This is a genomic window from Roseateles sp. (assembly GCF_036486225.1).
Classification (GTDB): domain Bacteria; phylum Pseudomonadota; class Gammaproteobacteria; order Burkholderiales; family Burkholderiaceae_C; genus Roseateles.
In genome coordinates, this window is record NZ_DASVNZ010000085.1 from 15581 (window position 1) to 32661 (window position 17081).

Consider the following 17081-nt stretch of genomic DNA (forward strand, 5'->3'; position numbering starts at 1 on the left):
TCCGGCCGGACAGCTGCGACATGAACTTCAAGAAGGCGGGCCTGTTCATCGGGGCATCGACGCTCGTCCGATTGCTGGGCGGCGTTGTCACGGTCAAGTTGATCGCGGTGAGCATCGGGCCCTCGGGCCTGGGCCAGCTCGGGCAGTTCATGAGCATGATGGCGATCTGTGTGCTGCTGGCCGCCGGGGGCATCCAGAACGGTGTCGTGACCGGGCTAGCGCAACGGGAAGAGTCGTCCCCGGAGAGGGAGAGCCTGTGGCGCACCGCCCGCACGGCCGGTGCGGTCGCCTCCGCCGTCGCGGCCCTCGTGCTTCTGATCGCGGCGGATCCGTTGAGCGTTTTCCTCTTCAGGGACACCGGCTTCGTGGGGGTAGTGCGCCTCTTTGCGTTGCTCCAGTTCGCGCTCTGCTTCTCGACGCTCGCAGCCGGTCGGGTCATCGCCGAGAAGCAGACGCTGACCTTTGCCTGGGTATCGTCGTCGTCCGTGGTGATCGGCCTCCTCGGCCTGTCGCTCGCCGCCTGGAACTTCGGTGTCAAGGGCGCGGCCTATGGCCTGGTGTGGTCGGCCGCCTGTCCTGCCATCGTTTATGGGATCCGTTGGCTGCGACAGCGGCAAAGCGAAGGGAACGGTTGGGGTATCCACCCTCCCGATCTTTCCTACCTGGCGAAGTTCAGCCTGATGGTCGTCGTTTCCGCCATCGCAATGCCAACCGTCCAGATCCTGCTACGCGAACATATCCTGGCTCGCGGATCCTGGGATGACGTCGGCTCGTGGCAAGCCGTCCTGCGATTCTCCGATGCCTCGCTTCAGTTCGTCGGCGTTCTTCTGAGCAGCCATTTCCTCCCCCGCATCAGCGCGGTGCGGGATCGGGCGGGTTTGCAGCAGCATGTAATGGAGGCCTACCGATTCCTCTTGCCGGTCATCGCCGCCATCACCGCCTTCGCCTACTTCTTTTCGGCCGAGCTCGTGCGTCTGCTGTTCTCACGTGAATTCGGCCTGGCCATCACCTTTCTGCCTTGGCAGTGCCTGGGCGATGCGCTTCGCGGTCTGTCCCTCGTCCTGGGTTTCGTGGCATTGTCGCGCGGCAATCTGACGCTCTACATTTCCGCGGAAGTCTTCCAGGGCGTAAGCATGCTGGTCGGTGGGTGGCTGCTTGTGGATCGATTCGGCCCGATCGGCGTCACCTACGCCTACATCCTGACCTACGGGCTTTATCTTCCGATCTGCGTGGCCGTTTACCTAACCTATCTACGGCGCCTGCCGCCGAGTTCCTCCTGATTGGCCCATGCATCTACTTTTCCTGTATGTCGGCCTTCCGTTGGGCGGCATCGAGACGCTACTTGTCCGATTAAGCACGGCAATGCAGCGCTCCGGCGCCCGCGTCTCGGTGCTCCTCGCCACGCGTCGTGCCGATCCGGGGCTACTCGCGGAACTTCGCCAGCACGCCTCCGTGGCCTTCCTAGACGAGTTTCTTCCTCCCGGCCCCTGGCGTCCCATCCATGCGAAGCCGCTGACCCGGTTCGTGCTTCCACTGAATGTGGCCGCCCTGCGCGAATGGCTCGGTGGCGCGCCGGACGTGTGCCACGCCCCCGACACGACCTCCTTGATGTTCGCGTCCCGGTTGGCCACCGCGGTCGATCTTGGCCGCGTCACCGCTGGCGTGTATCACGATCGGGAGTACCTGTTCGAGGACACCGGCAATCGCTACGTCGATTGGGGTCACAGCCTGTTTCGAGCGCTGCCCGCGGAGAATGTCGTCTTCTTCAATGAAACCTCGGTACGCGTCCATGAGCAGCGTTTCGGCCGGGACTTCTCTGCGAGCCCGGTGTCCCCGATCGGGGTCGACCTCGATCGCTGGCACGGACGCACGCTAGGGAGGCGAAGTGACCGCGTGATCTCGATCGGTCGGTTGACGCCGTTCAAGACCTACAACACCCACATGATCGACACGATCGCTCGCCTGAAGGCAACCGGGTTGCCGTTGCGCTACGAGATCTATGGGACCGGGGAATGCGAGGAGGCGCTGCGACAGCAGATCGTCCGCCTCGGGGTCGAGGATCTGATCTCCCTCAAGGGAGCGATCGCTTACGAGCATATCCAGGACGTCCTTGCGGGTGCCCTCGCGTTCGTGGGGAGCGGCACCGCCTTGATCGAGGCCTCCGCCGCCGGCGTGCCGGCGATCGTCGGCATCGAGCATGTCGAGGACGCGACCACCTATGGCTTCCTGCATCAATTGACGGGGTTGTCGTACCACGACCAAGGCCTGCCATTCACGACCACCACCTTCGACGACTGCCTGCGATCCCTGTACGAAGGGTCGGATGCCGCGTACGAAGACGTCGCGCGCCGTGCAGTGCACCGGGCCGAGGACTTCAGCCTCGCACGCACCACGCGCGCATTCTTGAAGTTGATGTCTCCCGCAGGAGCCCGTGCCTTCCAGTTCCCGAAGCTCGGCATTCCAGGTTGGGTTTGCTTGAATGCGAGCATGGTGACGCTGATCTGGCGATCCCGGCGGGGCCATGCCAAGTTCTTCGCCCGCCACTCCAATGTCGACGTCCGATAACTTCTCACCCGTCCCGGCACCGCCCCGGGCCGCGGCCACGGCATTCAAGCCCGTCAGCGAAGCCTCGTTCGTCTTGCTGCTCCTGCTCCCGTTCTGGGTGGACACGGGAGCGATGCTGCTGTACTTGGCCACCGGCTCCGCAGGCGTCTACTCGATCGCCGTCCAGGTCCAGGACCTGATCGCCTTGGCGGGGCTGTGCCTCGGTGCCCGGCGGGGCATCCGGCTGCTGCTCGACGCTTATGGCGGCTGGATCGTCGCGCCCGCACTCCTGTACGCGATCGCCCTGGGCACCACCGTGCTTTCGGGCAGCGGCAATCACGAGTTCATCCTCGCGGCCATGCGCTACACGGTCTGGGTGATCTTCGTGACGGCGGCGCTCTCGCATCCACGCCGCAGCGTTCCCTCGACCGGAGCATCAAGCACGTTCGATTCCGCCCTGGGCGCACTGGCGCTGGTGCTGGCGGCGCTCTCGGTCGTCCAGCTCCTGCTCTCGGAAGTTTTGGCCGGTCCTCTGCAGACCCTGCATGAAGGATTCACGCCCGCGGAAAAGACCAACGCGGTGCTCACGAGCATCAGCCTCGGCAAGTCATTCGCCTCGTTGACGCTTCGCAATCCGATCGAACTCAGCTACGTCGGCCTTCTCATCCTGTGTCACGCATTGCCGCGGCGCGCCAACTTCCTCACGATCGCCGCGGCCTGGCTCATCATCCTGTGCGGCCGCTCCAACACCACGCTGCTGGCGTCCCTGGCGATCGCGCTGGTGCACAGTCTGCAGGGCAGCGACTGGCTGCGCCGATGGCGCTGGCCGATCGCCGGGATCCTGGTGTCTGTGAGCGTAGTGTTCCTGTGGTTCCTGCCCGAGATCTATGTCGGCCCGGGCAGTAACTGGGACGACCTGATCGTCGTGCTCAGCTACCAGCGCCTCGGAATGCTGCTCGCGCTGCCGGAACTGCTGTCCGAGGGCGGTTCCCGCCTGCTGATCGGTGGGATGCCCACGCCGCTGATCGATCTCGTCGAGACCCTCTACAACGCCGGCCTGTTGCCGGAGCTGTTCGCAGACGGCGGCGCGATCGCCGTCTTCGACATCATGTGGTTCGGCTTCATGCTCGTGGGCGGCCTGCCGTTCGTGCTGGGTGGCGCCGTCATGGTCGGCCTCGGTCTGCGCTCGCCCAAGGGCGCTCGCGGCACGCCGGAAGCCGCCTCGCTGCGTCTGTACGCCGTCGGCCTCGTGATCATTTCCTTCTCCTCGCAGATCCTCCTGTCGAGATACGGGCTCTTCTTCTTCTGCTATTTCCTGGCCGACGCGGCGGTGCGGCACTGGCACCGATCGTCCAATCCCGTTCCAACGTCCTCGAATCAATCATCTCCAGCCTTGCAGTGAAGCCACGATGCGCATTCTTCAAATAAACAACTTCGAGGACATCCGGGGAGGGTCTGATCGCGTCTTTCAACTCACCACCAAGCTGCTGCTGGACCAGGGTCACGAGGTCGCGACGCTCGCCTGCGGCGACAGGAGTTTCGACGACCGCAAACGCTCGGTGCTGCTGCGCCAGAACGGGTACTTCAGCAAGAACCCGTTGACGACGCTGCGAAACATCCGTCAATTCGTCTACCGGGACGAGACTGCTGAGGCCATTGAAACTCTCAGCCAGACCTTCCGCCCTGACATCGCGCATCTGCACATCTTCTACGGCCAGTTGAGTTCCTCGGTGCTTCAGGCATTGAAGAACCTCGGCATCCCCTGCGTGATGACGGTTCATGAATACCGCATGCTGTGTCCGATCTCGACGATGTACACGCAGAAGCTGGGCGTCTGTGAGCGCTGTGCGACCGGGCAGCGCCACCACGCGGTCATCCATCGCTGCAACCGCGGCAGCGCCCTGGCCAGCGCCCTGTCCGCGTGGGAATGCAAGGTCCGGGACAGCAGGTACGACTATCCCTCCCACATCGACCGATTCCTCATGGTGTCCGAGTTCTGCCGGCGCAAGCATGTCGAGTTCATGCCCACGATCGAGAACCAGAGCACGGTGCTCTACAACTTCGTGGCGGACAAGGACGTCGCCGCCCAACCGACGCCGATCGACGCGAACGCCCCCTTCCTCTTTGCGGGCCGCCTGTCTCACGAGAAAGGCGTCGCGCTGCTTTGCGACGCCTTCTCCAAACGGCCCGACCTGACGCTACACATCGCCGGTACAGGGCCCCTTGACGACACGCTCCGGCAACGCTTCGAAGGCTGTCCGAACATCCTCTTCCTGGGCAAGCTCGACGCCCCCGCACTGCGCGAGGCGTTCAGCCGTGCTCGTTTCTCGATCGTCCCGTCCGAGTGGTACGAGAACAATCCCATGTCCATTCTCGAGTGCTTCAGCGTCGGCACGCCCGTACTCGGCGCGGCGATCGGCGGAATCCCGGAACTTGTGATCGACGACACCACCGGCTATCTGTTCGAGGCCTCCGACGAAGCGGCATTGGGACGCGCCATCGATCGAGCGGCCGCGCTCCCCCCGGAACAGCGCCATGCCATGGGCCTGCGCGCGATCGAGATGATCCGTCAGCGCCACACCGAGTCGGCCTACTACGAGCGTCTGCTGGCCGAGTACGAGACCGCCAGGACCCATCACGGGACGCGCTGAGCGATGACCATCAAGATCTCCTTCATCGGCGCCGCCGGCATCCCCAACCGGTACGGCGGATTCGAATCCTTCCTGGAGCATTGCGCGCCCGTCATCGCCGCGCGGGGCATCGAGACCCGCGTGACCTGCGACGCGAAGATGTACGTGGACGACCTTTCCGTCGACTTCCACGGCGTGACACGCGAGTTCATCGGCGTACCCGCGAACGGTGCGGCCTCGATTCTTCACGACCTCCTGGCCTTCTTCCGGGTCTTTCCTCGAAGCACTCACATCGCCGTGCTGGGCGTGTCCGGCGGCCCCTGGTTCCCGCTCTTCCGATTGATGTGCGCGCTGACCGGCAAACGGCTCGCCGTCAACATTGACGGCGTGGAATGGCGCAGGACCAAGTTCTCCCTCTCGAAGCGTCGTGTCCTGCGCGCGTTCGACTGGCTGGCGCAGCGTTTCGCCCACGTGGTCATCTACGACAGCGAAGGGCTGCGGGAGTTCGTGCTCCCGGGCGCGCTGGGGAAGTCGTTCTGCATCGCGTATCCCGGCGACCATGTCCGTCGCGCGCCGGAGGTTCCGAAAGATCCGGGGGCCTGCCTCACGGTGTGTCGCATCGAGCCGGAAAACAATCTCGACCTGCTCATCCAGGGCTTCCTGGCGTCGTCGATGGTCACCTACACCATCATCGGCAACTGGAATCACAGCGACTATGCGCGGACCCTGCGAGCACGTTACCGCGATGAGCCGCGTCTCCAACTGCTCGACCCGATCTACGACACCGTCAAGCTGGCACGGGCGCGAGAGCGCTGCGCTGTCTACCTGCACGGCCACAGCGTCGGGGGCACCAACCCTTCGCTCGTTGAAATGCTGTTCTACGACTGCAGAATCGCCTGCCTCGACGTCTCCTTCAATCGCCACACGGCACAAGGTTGCGCGTCGTATTTCCAGGATCCTGACAGCCTGGCTGCCCTCCTCGATGCACCAGCGGCCGACGGTCAGGGATCCGAGCGGGCTCGACTGCGAGAAAGCTACAGCGCCGCCAAGATCGCGGCCGCCTACATCGAGGCAATGACAGGAGAGCCATGATGAGTCCATCCGTGAAGTCCGTCGCCGTCCGCACGTTCTGGCTCTGCTTCCTGCCGTATGGCTGGGTCGCGGCCAACGCGTGGTCGACCTTCACGGGCTACACCCTGAGCTACATCTCGGGCGGCGTCGCGTTGAACTCCGCCTTGCTGGCCCTTGCATGCGGTCTCGCGGCCGCCTGTGCGCCACGCCTGATCCATCGGCACAAGGTGGCGCAGGCGGTCCTCGCGACGCTGGCGGCGGTCTTGATCACCGTGTCCTTCGCCTACAGCTTCCTCGTGTTCATGCAGTGGGGCCGCACCCAGAAGCTGGCCACGCTGCCGGTCGTTCTCGTGATCGGCTGGATCGCGATGTGGGACCGCCAGGCCTTCCGCGCGGTGGTCGCCGGCCTCGCCGCCGCCATCGCGGTCGCATTGGCCCAGAACGCATTGCCCTCCCGCACGCAGCCGTCCAGCCAGGCGGCTGCGCCCGCGACGCCGATTGCTCCGTCCGCCGGCCAGGAGCCCAACATCTACCTGCTCATGTTCGATGCGATGAGCAGTTCGAGCCACTATCGCGAGAGTTTCGGCGTCGCACCTCCCTGGCAGGAAGCCCTGAAAGTCAAAGGCTTCCGGGAGTTGCCTGGTGCCATGTCCTCTCGGCCGTACTCCATGCAGTCCGTCATCGACGTGCTGCAGGGACGCCCCATGCCCTGGAGCGAATTCGGCACGACCCCCGATGGAGAGACCCTGGGACTCACCATCGACTCCCGCAGCGCCGCGATCGATCGCGCCCATGCGGCGGGCTACCGTGTGGCCTTCCTCTACCAGAACAACTATTTCGGGCGACTGCATCCCTTGCGGCACCTCGACGCCTACCTGCCCGAGCGCAGCGTCGGCGTGTGCTCCCTCGCGCCCAACCGCGTCGGATTCCATCTCTGCCGCGGCACCGATGTCTGGGTGGAGCGCCTGTTCGGCGAAACCAATGAGGTGGAGGCCCACCACCTGGAGACCCGTCGCTTCATCGAGCGCGTCATTGACGAACGACGCCCCTGGATCACCTGGTCCTACATCGCCGTACCCGAGCACACCAGCCTGACCTACCGCGAATACAGCGAGGCCGATCGCGCGGAGTTCCAGGAAGAGCATCGCGTCAATTCGGCGCGCGCGCTGGCCATCATGGAGGATTACCTCCAACTGATCAGGGAGCGTGACCCTCGAGCGGTCGTGGTCGTGTTCGGGGACCACGGCCTCATCCAGTCGCGCGGCTGGGACTCGGATGCCAAGGTGCACGACCTGTTCTCTGCAGACCAGAAGACAAAGGACGAGCGGAGCATCGGCCTGTTCGTGTCGCCGGCCGGGTTCTGCGACAGCCGGCTGCGGGACGACTACTCGCTCGAGCATCTGCTGACGGATCTCATCGCCTGCGCAAGACCTGCCCCCTCCGTCCAGGCGCCTCCCGCGCCTCACTGAGATCGCGCGGGCCTCGCGATCATCCCTCGCGCCGGCGCAACAGCATCAGCCGGCGGTGGCCTCCGGCGAGCGGCACCTGTTCGACGACCTCGAAGCCGCTGCCCTCGAAAGCCGCGATCTGGCGGTCCATGACGAACTCGTCGGGCGTGCGCTGACGCTGCGCGCACAGCGTTCGCAGTTGAACGTCGCTCTGCTCGATCATCTCAACGATGGCCCATCGACGGGAGCAGCGCGCGACAAATCGGGCGATCTCCGTCAATGGGATGGAGGCGCTCACCATCAGATGATGGATCAGCGCGAGCATCATGACCACGTCGGATTTCCCGCTCAGCCGATCGAGCAGGCCGGGATGCTCCCGGCCTTCCCAGCCCCGCCCCCCTGCCAGGTCATCCAATCGACACAGCAACGGATGCAGCCCTGCGGTGGGCTCGCGCCACAACCTCTGGAGCGCGCCGTGATCTCCATCCGCCGCGATGACCGAAGCGCCCGCCTCGACGGCCAGCCGTGAGAACTCGCCGGAGTTGCATCCCAGGTCCAGCACCCATTGCGGCTGCGCGCCGTTCAACCACCGCGACACGGTCTGACGCTTCTGCTCCAGTTCATCCCCGTCGTAGTGAGAACGCTCGGAGATGTAGTCCCGCCAGACCGTGGACTTTCCCACACGATCAGGTCGGACGCCATCGAGCATCCACTTCAGGCCACTGTGCAATCCACTCCGGAAGCCAGCCAGGCCTTCCACCCGGTCGCCCGGTGCCTGCTGCTGCGAAGTCACCACCGGCTCGGGCGAACCTTGCACCATCAGCAGCCAGTGCCGGCCAAGAAACCGGCGCCACCCGAGCATCTGCCGGGCGGCGTCGTCAGGCATGCCGTCGCGCCAGATCAGGAAGGCCTGATGGGCGACGAATCCCCGCCTCATGGACAGCAGCAGCGGGTACAAGAAGTGCCGGTTGAACTGCCCCGCCGCCCACCACTTCCGATGGCACAAGGGCTGGAACGACATCAGGTCGCAGAAGATCGGCCGGGTGCCGTCGAAGATGACGTTCCATGCCGACGCGTCCTTGAGATCGAAGCCGGCGTCGACCGCTTCCTGCTGCAATCGCAGGGTCAGTTGGGCCGCCGCGAACAACTGGCTGTCCGTCCACTCGTAAGGATGAGTCACGAAAGGCAGGCGCCTGGAGGACACCAGCGTCGGCGAATGAATCTGGAACGACACCAGGTCACCGCGCTCCACCCACTGGCGCGCCAGGTCCGAATGCAGGAAGTGCCCGGAAGGCAAAGCGGTATTCAGATGCCGAACGACCCGATCCGGCTCGAACTGCAGCGACGCTTCCGGATCCCTCATTTCCGACGGATCTTCGCGATCAGGCGCTTCAGCGACGCCATGGGATTGCGGACGAAGACGATGAGGGCGCCGATCAGCGCGATCAACCCCTGCAGCATCATCATGCCGCTGCCGGGGTCGACATACGCGAAAGCGGGAGTCGGCGCCAGGACAACCGCCAGCACCAACGCACAGCGACGAAGCATAGTTTCTCTCTCTCTTTGTTATCTCGAGATCGCCTTGGCCCAGACGGCCGGAACGCCGAGATCCTCTCCTCGGGGCTCCCGCACTGCGAGGCGGTGCAGAAGCGCGATTTTCACACCGTTGTCGCAAACCGCCGCGGGCGGTCCGGTTTTGACCCGTGTCCGTCGCACAGTTACACGGAAGCCCGGTATTCCGCGACGAAACGCAACAGCCCTTCCGCGACGCTCTGCCTGCGCCTGTCGACGGCCCCGTCGCCGAGGGTCAGCCAATCCAGCAGATCCCGCTCCGCATGTGTTGCGCCCAACTTGGCAATCCTCACCCGCTGGATCCGCGTCGGCACAGTCGTGTCCGAATCCGCGATGAGTTCCTCGTAGAGCTTCTCGCCCGGCCGCAGCCCGGTGAAGCGGATGCCGACCTCGTGCTCCGACCGCCCGGCCATCCGGATCATGGTCTTGGCCAGGTCCACGATCTTCACCGGATCGCCCATGTCCAACACCAGCACCTGTCCGCTCTCGCCGATCGCGCCGGCCTGCAACACCAACCGAGCCGCCTCGGGGATCGTCATGAAGTAGCGAATGATCTCCGGATGCGTCACCGTCACCGGCCCCCCCTTGGCGATCTGCTCCTTGAACTTCGGAATCACGCTCCCGCTTGAACCGAGGACATTGCCGAACCGCACCGCCATGAACCTCGTCGCATGCCCTTGCCCGGCCATGTGGCTGATGACGAGTTCCGCCGCACGCTTGGTCGCACCCATCACATTCGTCGGATTCACCGCCTTGTCCGTCGAGATCATCACGAAGCGCTCCGCCCCTGATTCCGCCGCCGCCAGACACGCGTGATACGTCCCCAGCGTGTTGTTCCTCAGCGCCGCCCACGCGTTCTCCTCCTCCATCAACGGCACATGCTTGTAAGCCGCTGCATGGAAGACGATCTGCGGCCGGTACTTCCCGAACGTGAACCGCAGGTGCTCCAGGTCCTTCACATCCCCTATCAACCGCACCAGCGGGATGTGCGGGAACTTCTCGCTCAGTTCCTGCTCGATCGAATACAGCGCGAACTCGCTCAGCTCATACAGCACGATCTTCGACGGCCCGTAGCGCGCCACCTGCCGGCACAGCTCCGACCCGATCGATCCGCCCGCTCCGGTGATCAGCACCACCTTCCCGCCGATGCACTCGCTGATGCCGCCTTCATCGAGCTCCACCGGCTCGCGCCCCAGCAGGTCCTCCGGCTCGATGTCCCGCACCTGATTCACCGCCCGCCCGGCCAGCAACTCCTGGCTGCTCGGCACCGTCAACACCGCCAGGCCCGTCTTCCCCGCGAGGTCCAGCGCCCGGCGCCGCTCCAGCGTCGTCGCCGCCGGCATCGCCACGATCACGTGCGTGATGCCGTGCATGTCCGCCTGCCGCGTCGCGTCCTCCAGCGTGCCGATCACCGGCACGCCGGCCACGCGCGCGCCGCGTTTCTCCGGCGCATCGTCCAGATAGCCCACGACCACCCAGCCCTGCTGGTGCTGGATCCCCGCCACCAGCAGGCGCCCCGCATCCCCCGCCCCCATCACCAGCGCCCGGCGCTGTTCCAGCGCGCTCCCGCTGATGCGACTGCGCATGTGCTCGTAGAGCATGCGGTAGCCCATGCGCATCGTCGCCAGCGCCATCAGCGTGAACACCGGATGCAATGCCAGCACCGCGCGCGGTACCTTCGTGAGCTGCGCCATCAGCACCGCCACCGCCGCGATCAGGCCCGCGAGGATGCACACCGCCGCCAGCCGCTTCACTTCACCGAAGCCGCTGAAGCGCCACATGCCCTTGGGCACGCGGAACAGCTTCAGGAACAGCCCGTACAGGGCGACGATGGCCAGCATCACCCAATGGTCGTAACCGGGCCGGGCCTCGAACCAGCGCTCGAACCCCAGCCGGAACAGATACGTCGCCTGCCACGCGAGCGCCACCGCCGCCATGTCCAGCGCCAGCGCCGCCGCCTCGCGGTACGGACGGATCCGCGTCAGGAAGGCATCGAGGGACAACCAGTTCATCGTGTTCTCTTGTTCTCTCAGGCCTTGATCGCGCCCAGCGTGGCCAGGATCAGCCGGATGTCGCCCATCAGGCTGGCGTTGCGCACGTAGTCCGCGGCCAGGCCCAGCTTCATCGGCATGACGACCTCGACGTACTCGCGCTCCGGGTCCTCGGCCTGCGCCAGCAGCTCGCTCTCGTTGCGGAAACTCAGCGAGGCCGGATCCGTGATCCCCGGCCGCACCGACAGCACCAGCGCGCGCAGTTCATCCGGGTACATCGCCACGTAACGCGGCACCTCGGGCCGCGGCCCCACCAGGCTCATCGCGCCGCGCAGGACGTCCCACAGCTGCGGCAGCTCGTCGACCTTGCTCGCGCGCAGCCAGCGGCCGCTGCGCGTGATGCGCGCGTCGTCACCGATGGTGATCTGCGGACCGAGCGCCGGCGCATCGACGCGCATCGTCCGGAACTTGTGGATGCGGAAGGTGCGGCCGAAACGCCCCACCCGCTCCTGCCGGAACATCACCGGCCCGCGCGAGTCGAGTTTGACCCACACCGCGACGGCCAGCAGCAGCGGGCTCAGCAGCAGCAGCCCGAAGCCCGCGCAGACGACGTCGAAGAGCCGCTTGGCCATCTCGTGCTCAGAACCCCAGGCTGCGGCGCACCGCCGCGATCACGCGCTCGACCTGCTCATCGGTCATCGCCGTGTACAGCGGGATCGTGACCGTGCGCTCATAGGCCTTCTGCGACTCGGGGAACATCTCCGGCGTCAGGCCGTAGAGCTCCTGCCAGTACGGATGCTGGTGCAGCGGCACGTAGTGCACGCTGCAGCCGATGCCCTGCTCGAACATGCGCTCGATGAAGAGGTCGCGCGACACGCCGGCCGCGATGGCCGCGTCGGACAGGCGCAGCACGTACAGGTGCCAGCTGTGGACGTCCTCGTTGGGCGCCTTCGGCGGCAGGATCAGCGGCAGGTCGGCCAGCGCCTCGAAGTAGCGCGCCGCGATCTGCTCGCGCCGCTTCTGGAAACCCGGCAGCCGCTTGAGCTGGTGCAGCCCCAGCGCCGCGGCGATGTCGGTCAGATTGTACTTGAAGCCGGGCGCCACGATCTCGTAGTACCAGCTCGGCACCTTCGCGGTGAAGCGGTCGAACGCGTCGCGGTTGATGCCGTGCAGCCGCATCACGCGGGCGCGCTTGGCCAGCTCCGGATCGCGCGTGACCAGCATGCCGCCCTCGCCCGTCGTCATCGTCTTGTTGGCGTAGAAGCTGAACACGGTGGCGTTGCTGCCCATCGTGCCGATCAGCTCCTTCTCCAGCGTCGTCGGCAGCGCGTGCGCCGCATCTTCGACCACCTTCAGCCCGTGCTTGCGGGCGATGTCCAGCAGCGTCAGCATGTCCACCGCCAGCCCGGCGTAGTGCACCGGGATGATCGCCTTCGTGCGCGGCGTGATCGCGGCCTCGATCTGGTCGATCGCGATGTTCATCGTCGCCGGATCGATGTCGACCAGCTTCACGTCCGCGCCCAGGTAGCGCACCACCTCCGCCGTCGCGGTGAAGGTGTGCGTCGTCGTGATGACCTCGTCACCGGGACCGATGCCCAGTGCCTCCAGCGCCAGGTGCAGGCCGGCGGTCGCGGAGTTGACCGCGATGCACTCGATCTGCGGCTCGGCCAGGAACTCGGCGAAGGCCTGCTCGAAACGCCGCGCCTTCGGGCCGGTCGTGATCCAGCCGCTCTTGAGCGTGTCGACGACCTCGGCGATCTCCTCGTCGCCCAGCTCGGGCAGCGCGAAGGGAAGGAAGGGCAGCTTGGCTTCGGCCTGGCTCTCGGACTTCGGATCGGTGGTGCTCATGATGTCTTGGTGATCAGCGCCAGCACGTGGCTGCGCAGGAAGGGAATCGTGTTGAGGACGCGGTAGGCGCCGGGGTGGACGCGGCAGGCGACCCGCGCGATGGGCGGAGCCAGCGTGACGCGGCGCACCGCCATCCGGCCCTCGGGGAACAGCGCGCGCACGCGTCTGAGCGGCACGCCCCGGACGTCCGGATTGCGGGGATTGTCGACGATGAAGTCGTACCAGAGCACCGCCCCGCCCGGCTTCAGCCAGCGCCACATCGCGTCGGCGAGGCGGCGCTGCAGGCCGTCGTCCAGGATCGAGGAGAACACCGTCGACTGCAGCACCAGGTCCTGGCTGCCGGCCTCGACCGCCGCCTGCGAGGCGTCGCCCGCCAGCAGCCGCACCTGCTGCGGCAGCGCGGCGCGCGCCGCCTCCAGACGCTCGGGAAGCAGCTCGATGCCGGTCAGGTGCTGCGGCAGCAGGCCCAGCCGCAGCATGTCCATCAGGTTGCCGCCGGCACCGCAGCCGACCTCGGCCATGCGCCAGTCGCTCAAGGGCACCGCCGGATCCGCCAGCGCCGAGCGATGCGACGCCAGCAGGCGCAGCATCGCGGCCTGGCGCTCATGCAGCATCTGCCAGACCTCGGGGCGCAGCAGGCTGTAGCGCTCCAGCCCGGCCAGCCGCTGGTCGCGGCGGGCGTAGCGCTGGGCGATGGCCTGGAGTTCTCGGTCCTGGGTCATGTCGTCGTCGGCGGTGGAGGCCGTGGTGAGGACTGCGTTGATCGGGACTGCGTTGATCGGAACTTCGGGGACGGGGGAAGGACGGGTCAGGACACCGCGGCGATGAAACGCTGCGCCAGGACAGGATAGGTGTGATTCGCCAGCACGAACTCGCGGCCGCGGCGGCCCATGGCGGCGCGCTCGTCGGCCGGGACGGCGGCGAGCTGGAGCAGCCCGTCGGCGACCGCCTTCGGGTCCTGCGGCGGCACCGTCAGCCCGGCGCCGGCCTCGGCCACCGGGTCGTTGCCGGCCTCCACCGAATGCAGCACCGGACGCTGCGCCATCATGTAATCCATCAGCTTGTTGGGCGCGATGCCGAAACGGTAGATGGGCGTGCGCTGCCAGCCGATGTAGGCGATGTCGAATCCCTTGAGCAGCGACGGGATCTGCGCTTTCGGGATCGCGGGGAACATCGCGACATTGGTGAGGCCCTCGTCGCGCACGCGCGCTTCGAGCTGGTCACGCAGATGACCGCCGCCGACGAGGACGAAGCTCAGCGCCGCGCTCTCTGCACTCTTCGTGTCCTTGAGCCGCTTCGCCGCGTCGAGCAGCACGTCCAGCGCGTTGGGCTCGCCCATCGAGCCGGCGTAGCCCACGACGGTGCGCCCCGCCGCCCGCTCGGCGGCCAGGTGCGCCTGGATCGCGGCGTCCAGCGGTTCGCCGTCCTCCGACCATTCATCCAGCGTGATGCCGTTGGGCACGATGTGCAGCTTCTTCAGGTCGAGGCCGTGCGCGGCCATGTGCTGATGCACCTTGGGCAGCATCGACACGACGACGTCGGCATCACGGTAGGCGTCGTTCTCCGCCTTCTGGCAGAGCATCGCGAACGGATGCCACTTCGACATGCCCGACAGCTCGATCGGCGACAGCGGCCAGAGGTCGTGCACCTCGTACACCAGCTTGGCCTTGGCCAGCTTCGCGACGCGGCGCGCGACCCAGAGGTCCATCGGGTAGGTGCTGGAGGCGATGACGACGTCCGGCGCGAATTCGCGCGCCAGGATGTCGGCGTCCTTCCAGACCTGGCGGCAGAAGGACCAGATGTTCTTGACCCGGCCCGTGCCGTTGCCCTGGTACTCGGGCGTGTCGTAGAACAGGTAGTTCACGCCGCTCATCGCCGCCATGCCGGGCTCGGGCTGGGTCGTGCGCACGTGCGAGTAGGACGCGCCCAGGATCAACGCCTGGTGCCCCGTCCGGACCCATTCGCGGGCGAGATAGAACGGGCGGAATTCCATGCCGTGTTTCGGCGAGCCGGCGTAGTGGTTGATCAGCAGCAGCTTCATGGGGAATGCAAAGGCTCAGACGCGCTTGAGGCGCTCAATGAATGTCTTGACGGCGGGAGCGAACATCGCGTGCTCCGCGACCCAGGCGCGGTTGGCGGCGCCGAGGCGGTCGGCGTCGACCGAATGGCCCGCCACGTCGGTCTGTCCGACCATCAGCTGAAGCCGGTCGGCCAGCGTGCCCAGGTCGTCGCCGTCCTTCAGGATCAGGCCGTGACGACCCAGCAGCTTCGCGTTCGGGTGCATCGCCGCATCGATGCTGGCGATGCCGCCGGTGCCCAGCACCTCGTCGTTCGCGGGCAGGTCCGACAGGATGGGCAGGCACTCGTGCGCCATCGCCTCCAGCACGGAGACGGACACCGAATCGCTCTGCGGCAGGCTCAGGAACCAGCGCGCCGGCGCATAACGACGACCTTGCGAGGTCGCGTCCAGGCGCCCGACGAACTCGACGCGCTCCGCCAGGCCGAGCGTGCGGACCTGCGCCTCCAGCGCATCGCGCAGCGAGCCGTCGTTGGCGACGACCAGACGCGCCTCGGGCTGCTTCGCGGCGATCGCGGCGAAGACCTCGATCACGCGATGCGGCCGGTAGATCGGCTCCAGACCGCGGTTGGTGAAGAAGAGCCACGGCTGCTTGCGGACGTTCTGCTTGGGCAGCTGCTCCAGGCCGAAGGGGAAGGTCATCACCTCGGCCGCGCCGAGCTCGCGCATGCGGGCGCTCATGTGCTCGGAGTCGGAGGTGGTGATCGCGCAGGCCTTCAGCACCTGCGTCGTCAGCCAGCGGTAGGCCCAGCCCTGGTCCGGCGTGACGAGGATGTCGCTGCCCCAGGCGGAGCCGGCGATCTTCGCGCGCAGCTTCCAGCCGCGGCGCGCAGCCCAGGCCAGCGTGCCGTGCGAGGTCAGGTAGTGCGCGTGCAGCCAGTCGGCATCGACCCGCTTGAGCCAGGCGCCCAGCGCCGGCAGCTGCCTCAGCACCGCGATGTTGCCGCCGGCATGCGCGGGGTCGGTGTTCAGCGCGAGCCGGCGATCCTCGGGGATCAGGAACTGGAACTCCGGCGCGAAGCCGCGCGTGGACGCCGCCCACAGTTCGAGCTCGCGCTGCTGCGACAGCGCGCGCGCCCATTTCAGCAGGTGGGGACTCTCGCCGTCCCCGATCAGGACCAGTCTCATGCAGGCACTCCGTGCAGGGCGGATCGCGGCGCGGAGCCGCGCACCAGCCACGCCAGATAGATCGCGAAATAGATCGGCAGCAGCACCGCGATGGCGGCCAGCGCCGTGGTGAGCGCACCGCCGGAACTGAGGACCAGCGCGACCGGCAGCACATACAGCGCGTTACCGGCCAGGCTGAAGACCAGCGCGCCGCGCTGGCGGCCGGTGACCATGGGCGTGACCGTCAGCGGCGCCGCGATGAAGTGCGCCGCCACGTAAGGGGCAAGCCAGCGTCCATACTCGCCGGCGCGGGCCCAGTCCGCCCCGAGCAGCCAGCCGAACAGCGCCGGGCCGACGGCGATCAGCACCGCCATGCAGGGCAGCGCGACCATCGCCAGCAGCTTGATGCCGCGCAGCAGGCGCGGACGGAGATCGACGCCGCGCTGCCAGTCGCGGGCGAGTTCGCCGAGCAAGGCCTCGGACAACGCGCCGCCGACCAGCGTCGCCGGCGCCTTCACGAGGCGCACCATCAGCGCGTAGTAGCCCGCCGTCGCGGCGTCCGCCCAGGCGGCGATCATCGCGAGCACCAGCGTCTCCTGCGCCGCGTTGACGAAGGCGTGCGGGCTGTTGAGCAGCGGGAACTGCTTGTAGCGCCAGCCCAGGCGGCGCAGGTGGCGCCAGTGCCAGGTCTTGCCGGCCCGGTCCAGCCGTGTCGCGCGCTGCCAGCGGGCCCCGCGCCGCAGCAGCCACAGCGGCGCGAGCAACGCGGCCAGGCTCTGCGACAGCACCAGCG

15 protein-coding genes are annotated in these 17081 nt (G+C 66.7%); 6 read left to right on the forward strand and 9 right to left on the reverse strand.

The features are described 5' to 3' along the window. Positions 1-20: 20 nt before the first annotated feature. Genes VF536_RS06410 through VF536_RS06435 form a run of 6 tightly spaced genes read left to right on the forward strand, consistent with a single transcriptional unit; the run spans position 21 to position 7714 of the window. Positions 21-1280 (forward strand): O-antigen translocase, encoded by a 1260-nt coding sequence (locus VF536_RS06410; RefSeq protein WP_331613982.1) that lies wholly within the window; start codon positions 21-23, stop codon positions 1278-1280. A 7-nt stretch (positions 1281-1287) separates the two neighbouring features. Next, complete coding sequence (locus tag VF536_RS06415) at positions 1288-2565, forward strand: glycosyltransferase (RefSeq protein ID WP_331613983.1); 1278 nt, start codon at positions 1288-1290, stop codon at positions 2563-2565. Beyond that, the gene (locus VF536_RS06420) at positions 2549-3946 is read left to right on the forward strand and encodes a hypothetical protein (RefSeq protein WP_331613984.1); all 1398 of its coding nucleotides are present in this window, start codon (positions 2549-2551) and stop codon (positions 3944-3946) included. The genes VF536_RS06415 and VF536_RS06420 overlap by 17 nt, the downstream gene beginning before the upstream one ends. A 7-nt stretch (positions 3947-3953) precedes the next feature. Continuing rightward, the gene (locus tag VF536_RS06425; protein ID WP_331613985.1) at positions 3954-5195 is read left to right on the forward strand and encodes a glycosyltransferase family 4 protein; all 1242 of its coding nucleotides are present in this window, start codon (positions 3954-3956) and stop codon (positions 5193-5195) included. A 3-nt stretch (positions 5196-5198) separates the two neighbouring features. After that, positions 5199-6266, forward strand: a complete 1068-nt coding sequence (locus VF536_RS06430) for a DUF1972 domain-containing protein (RefSeq protein WP_331613986.1) — start codon at positions 5199-5201, stop codon at positions 6264-6266. After that, positions 6266-7714: a hypothetical protein gene (locus tag VF536_RS06435; RefSeq protein WP_331613987.1), complete on the forward strand. Its 1449-nt coding sequence runs from the start codon at positions 6266-6268 to the stop codon at positions 7712-7714. Before VF536_RS06430 ends, VF536_RS06435 begins: the two co-directional genes overlap by 1 nt. Before the next feature lie 19 nt (positions 7715-7733). Here the strand turns inward: VF536_RS06435 and VF536_RS06440 are convergent, their stop codons facing one another. The 9 genes from VF536_RS06440 to VF536_RS06480 all read right to left on the reverse strand — a co-directional run. Beyond that, positions 7734-9056, reverse strand: a complete 1323-nt coding sequence (locus VF536_RS06440) for a hypothetical protein (protein ID WP_331613988.1) — start codon at positions 9054-9056, stop codon at positions 7734-7736. Beyond that, positions 9053-9241 carry a hypothetical protein gene (locus VF536_RS06445; protein ID WP_331613989.1) on the reverse strand — a complete coding sequence of 63 codons (189 nt, stop codon included), beginning with the start codon at positions 9239-9241 and terminating at the stop codon, positions 9053-9055. The genes VF536_RS06440 and VF536_RS06445 overlap by 4 nt, the downstream gene beginning before the upstream one ends. A 170-nt stretch (positions 9242-9411) precedes the next feature. Next, positions 9412-11277, reverse strand: coding sequence for a nucleoside-diphosphate sugar epimerase/dehydratase (locus VF536_RS06450; protein ID WP_331613990.1), 1866 nt, complete (start codon positions 11275-11277; stop codon positions 9412-9414). Positions 11278-11294: 17 nt separating this feature from the next. Continuing rightward, complete coding sequence (locus tag VF536_RS06455) at positions 11295-11888, reverse strand: sugar transferase (protein ID WP_331613991.1); 594 nt, start codon at positions 11886-11888, stop codon at positions 11295-11297. Positions 11889-11895: 7 nt separating this feature from the next. Then, positions 11896-13104: a DegT/DnrJ/EryC1/StrS family aminotransferase gene (locus VF536_RS06460; RefSeq protein WP_331613992.1), complete on the reverse strand. Its 1209-nt coding sequence runs from the start codon at positions 13102-13104 to the stop codon at positions 11896-11898. Then, positions 13101-13826, reverse strand: a complete 726-nt coding sequence (locus VF536_RS06465; protein WP_331613993.1) for a class I SAM-dependent methyltransferase — start codon at positions 13824-13826, stop codon at positions 13101-13103. The genes VF536_RS06460 and VF536_RS06465 overlap by 4 nt, the downstream gene beginning before the upstream one ends. 86 nt (positions 13827-13912) lie before the next feature. After that, positions 13913-15145 (reverse strand): glycosyltransferase family 4 protein, encoded by a 1233-nt coding sequence (locus VF536_RS06470; RefSeq protein ID WP_331613994.1) that lies wholly within the window; start codon positions 15143-15145, stop codon positions 13913-13915. A gap of 15 nt (positions 15146-15160) precedes the next feature. Next, a complete protein-coding gene (locus VF536_RS06475) occupies positions 15161-16309 on the reverse strand; it encodes a glycosyltransferase (protein ID WP_331613995.1) in 1149 nt (382 codons plus the stop codon). Continuing rightward, positions 16306-17081, reverse strand: a 776-nt coding sequence (locus VF536_RS06480; RefSeq protein WP_331613996.1) for a lipopolysaccharide biosynthesis protein, incomplete at its 5' end; no start/stop codon positions are given. The genes VF536_RS06475 and VF536_RS06480, both read right to left, overlap by 4 nt.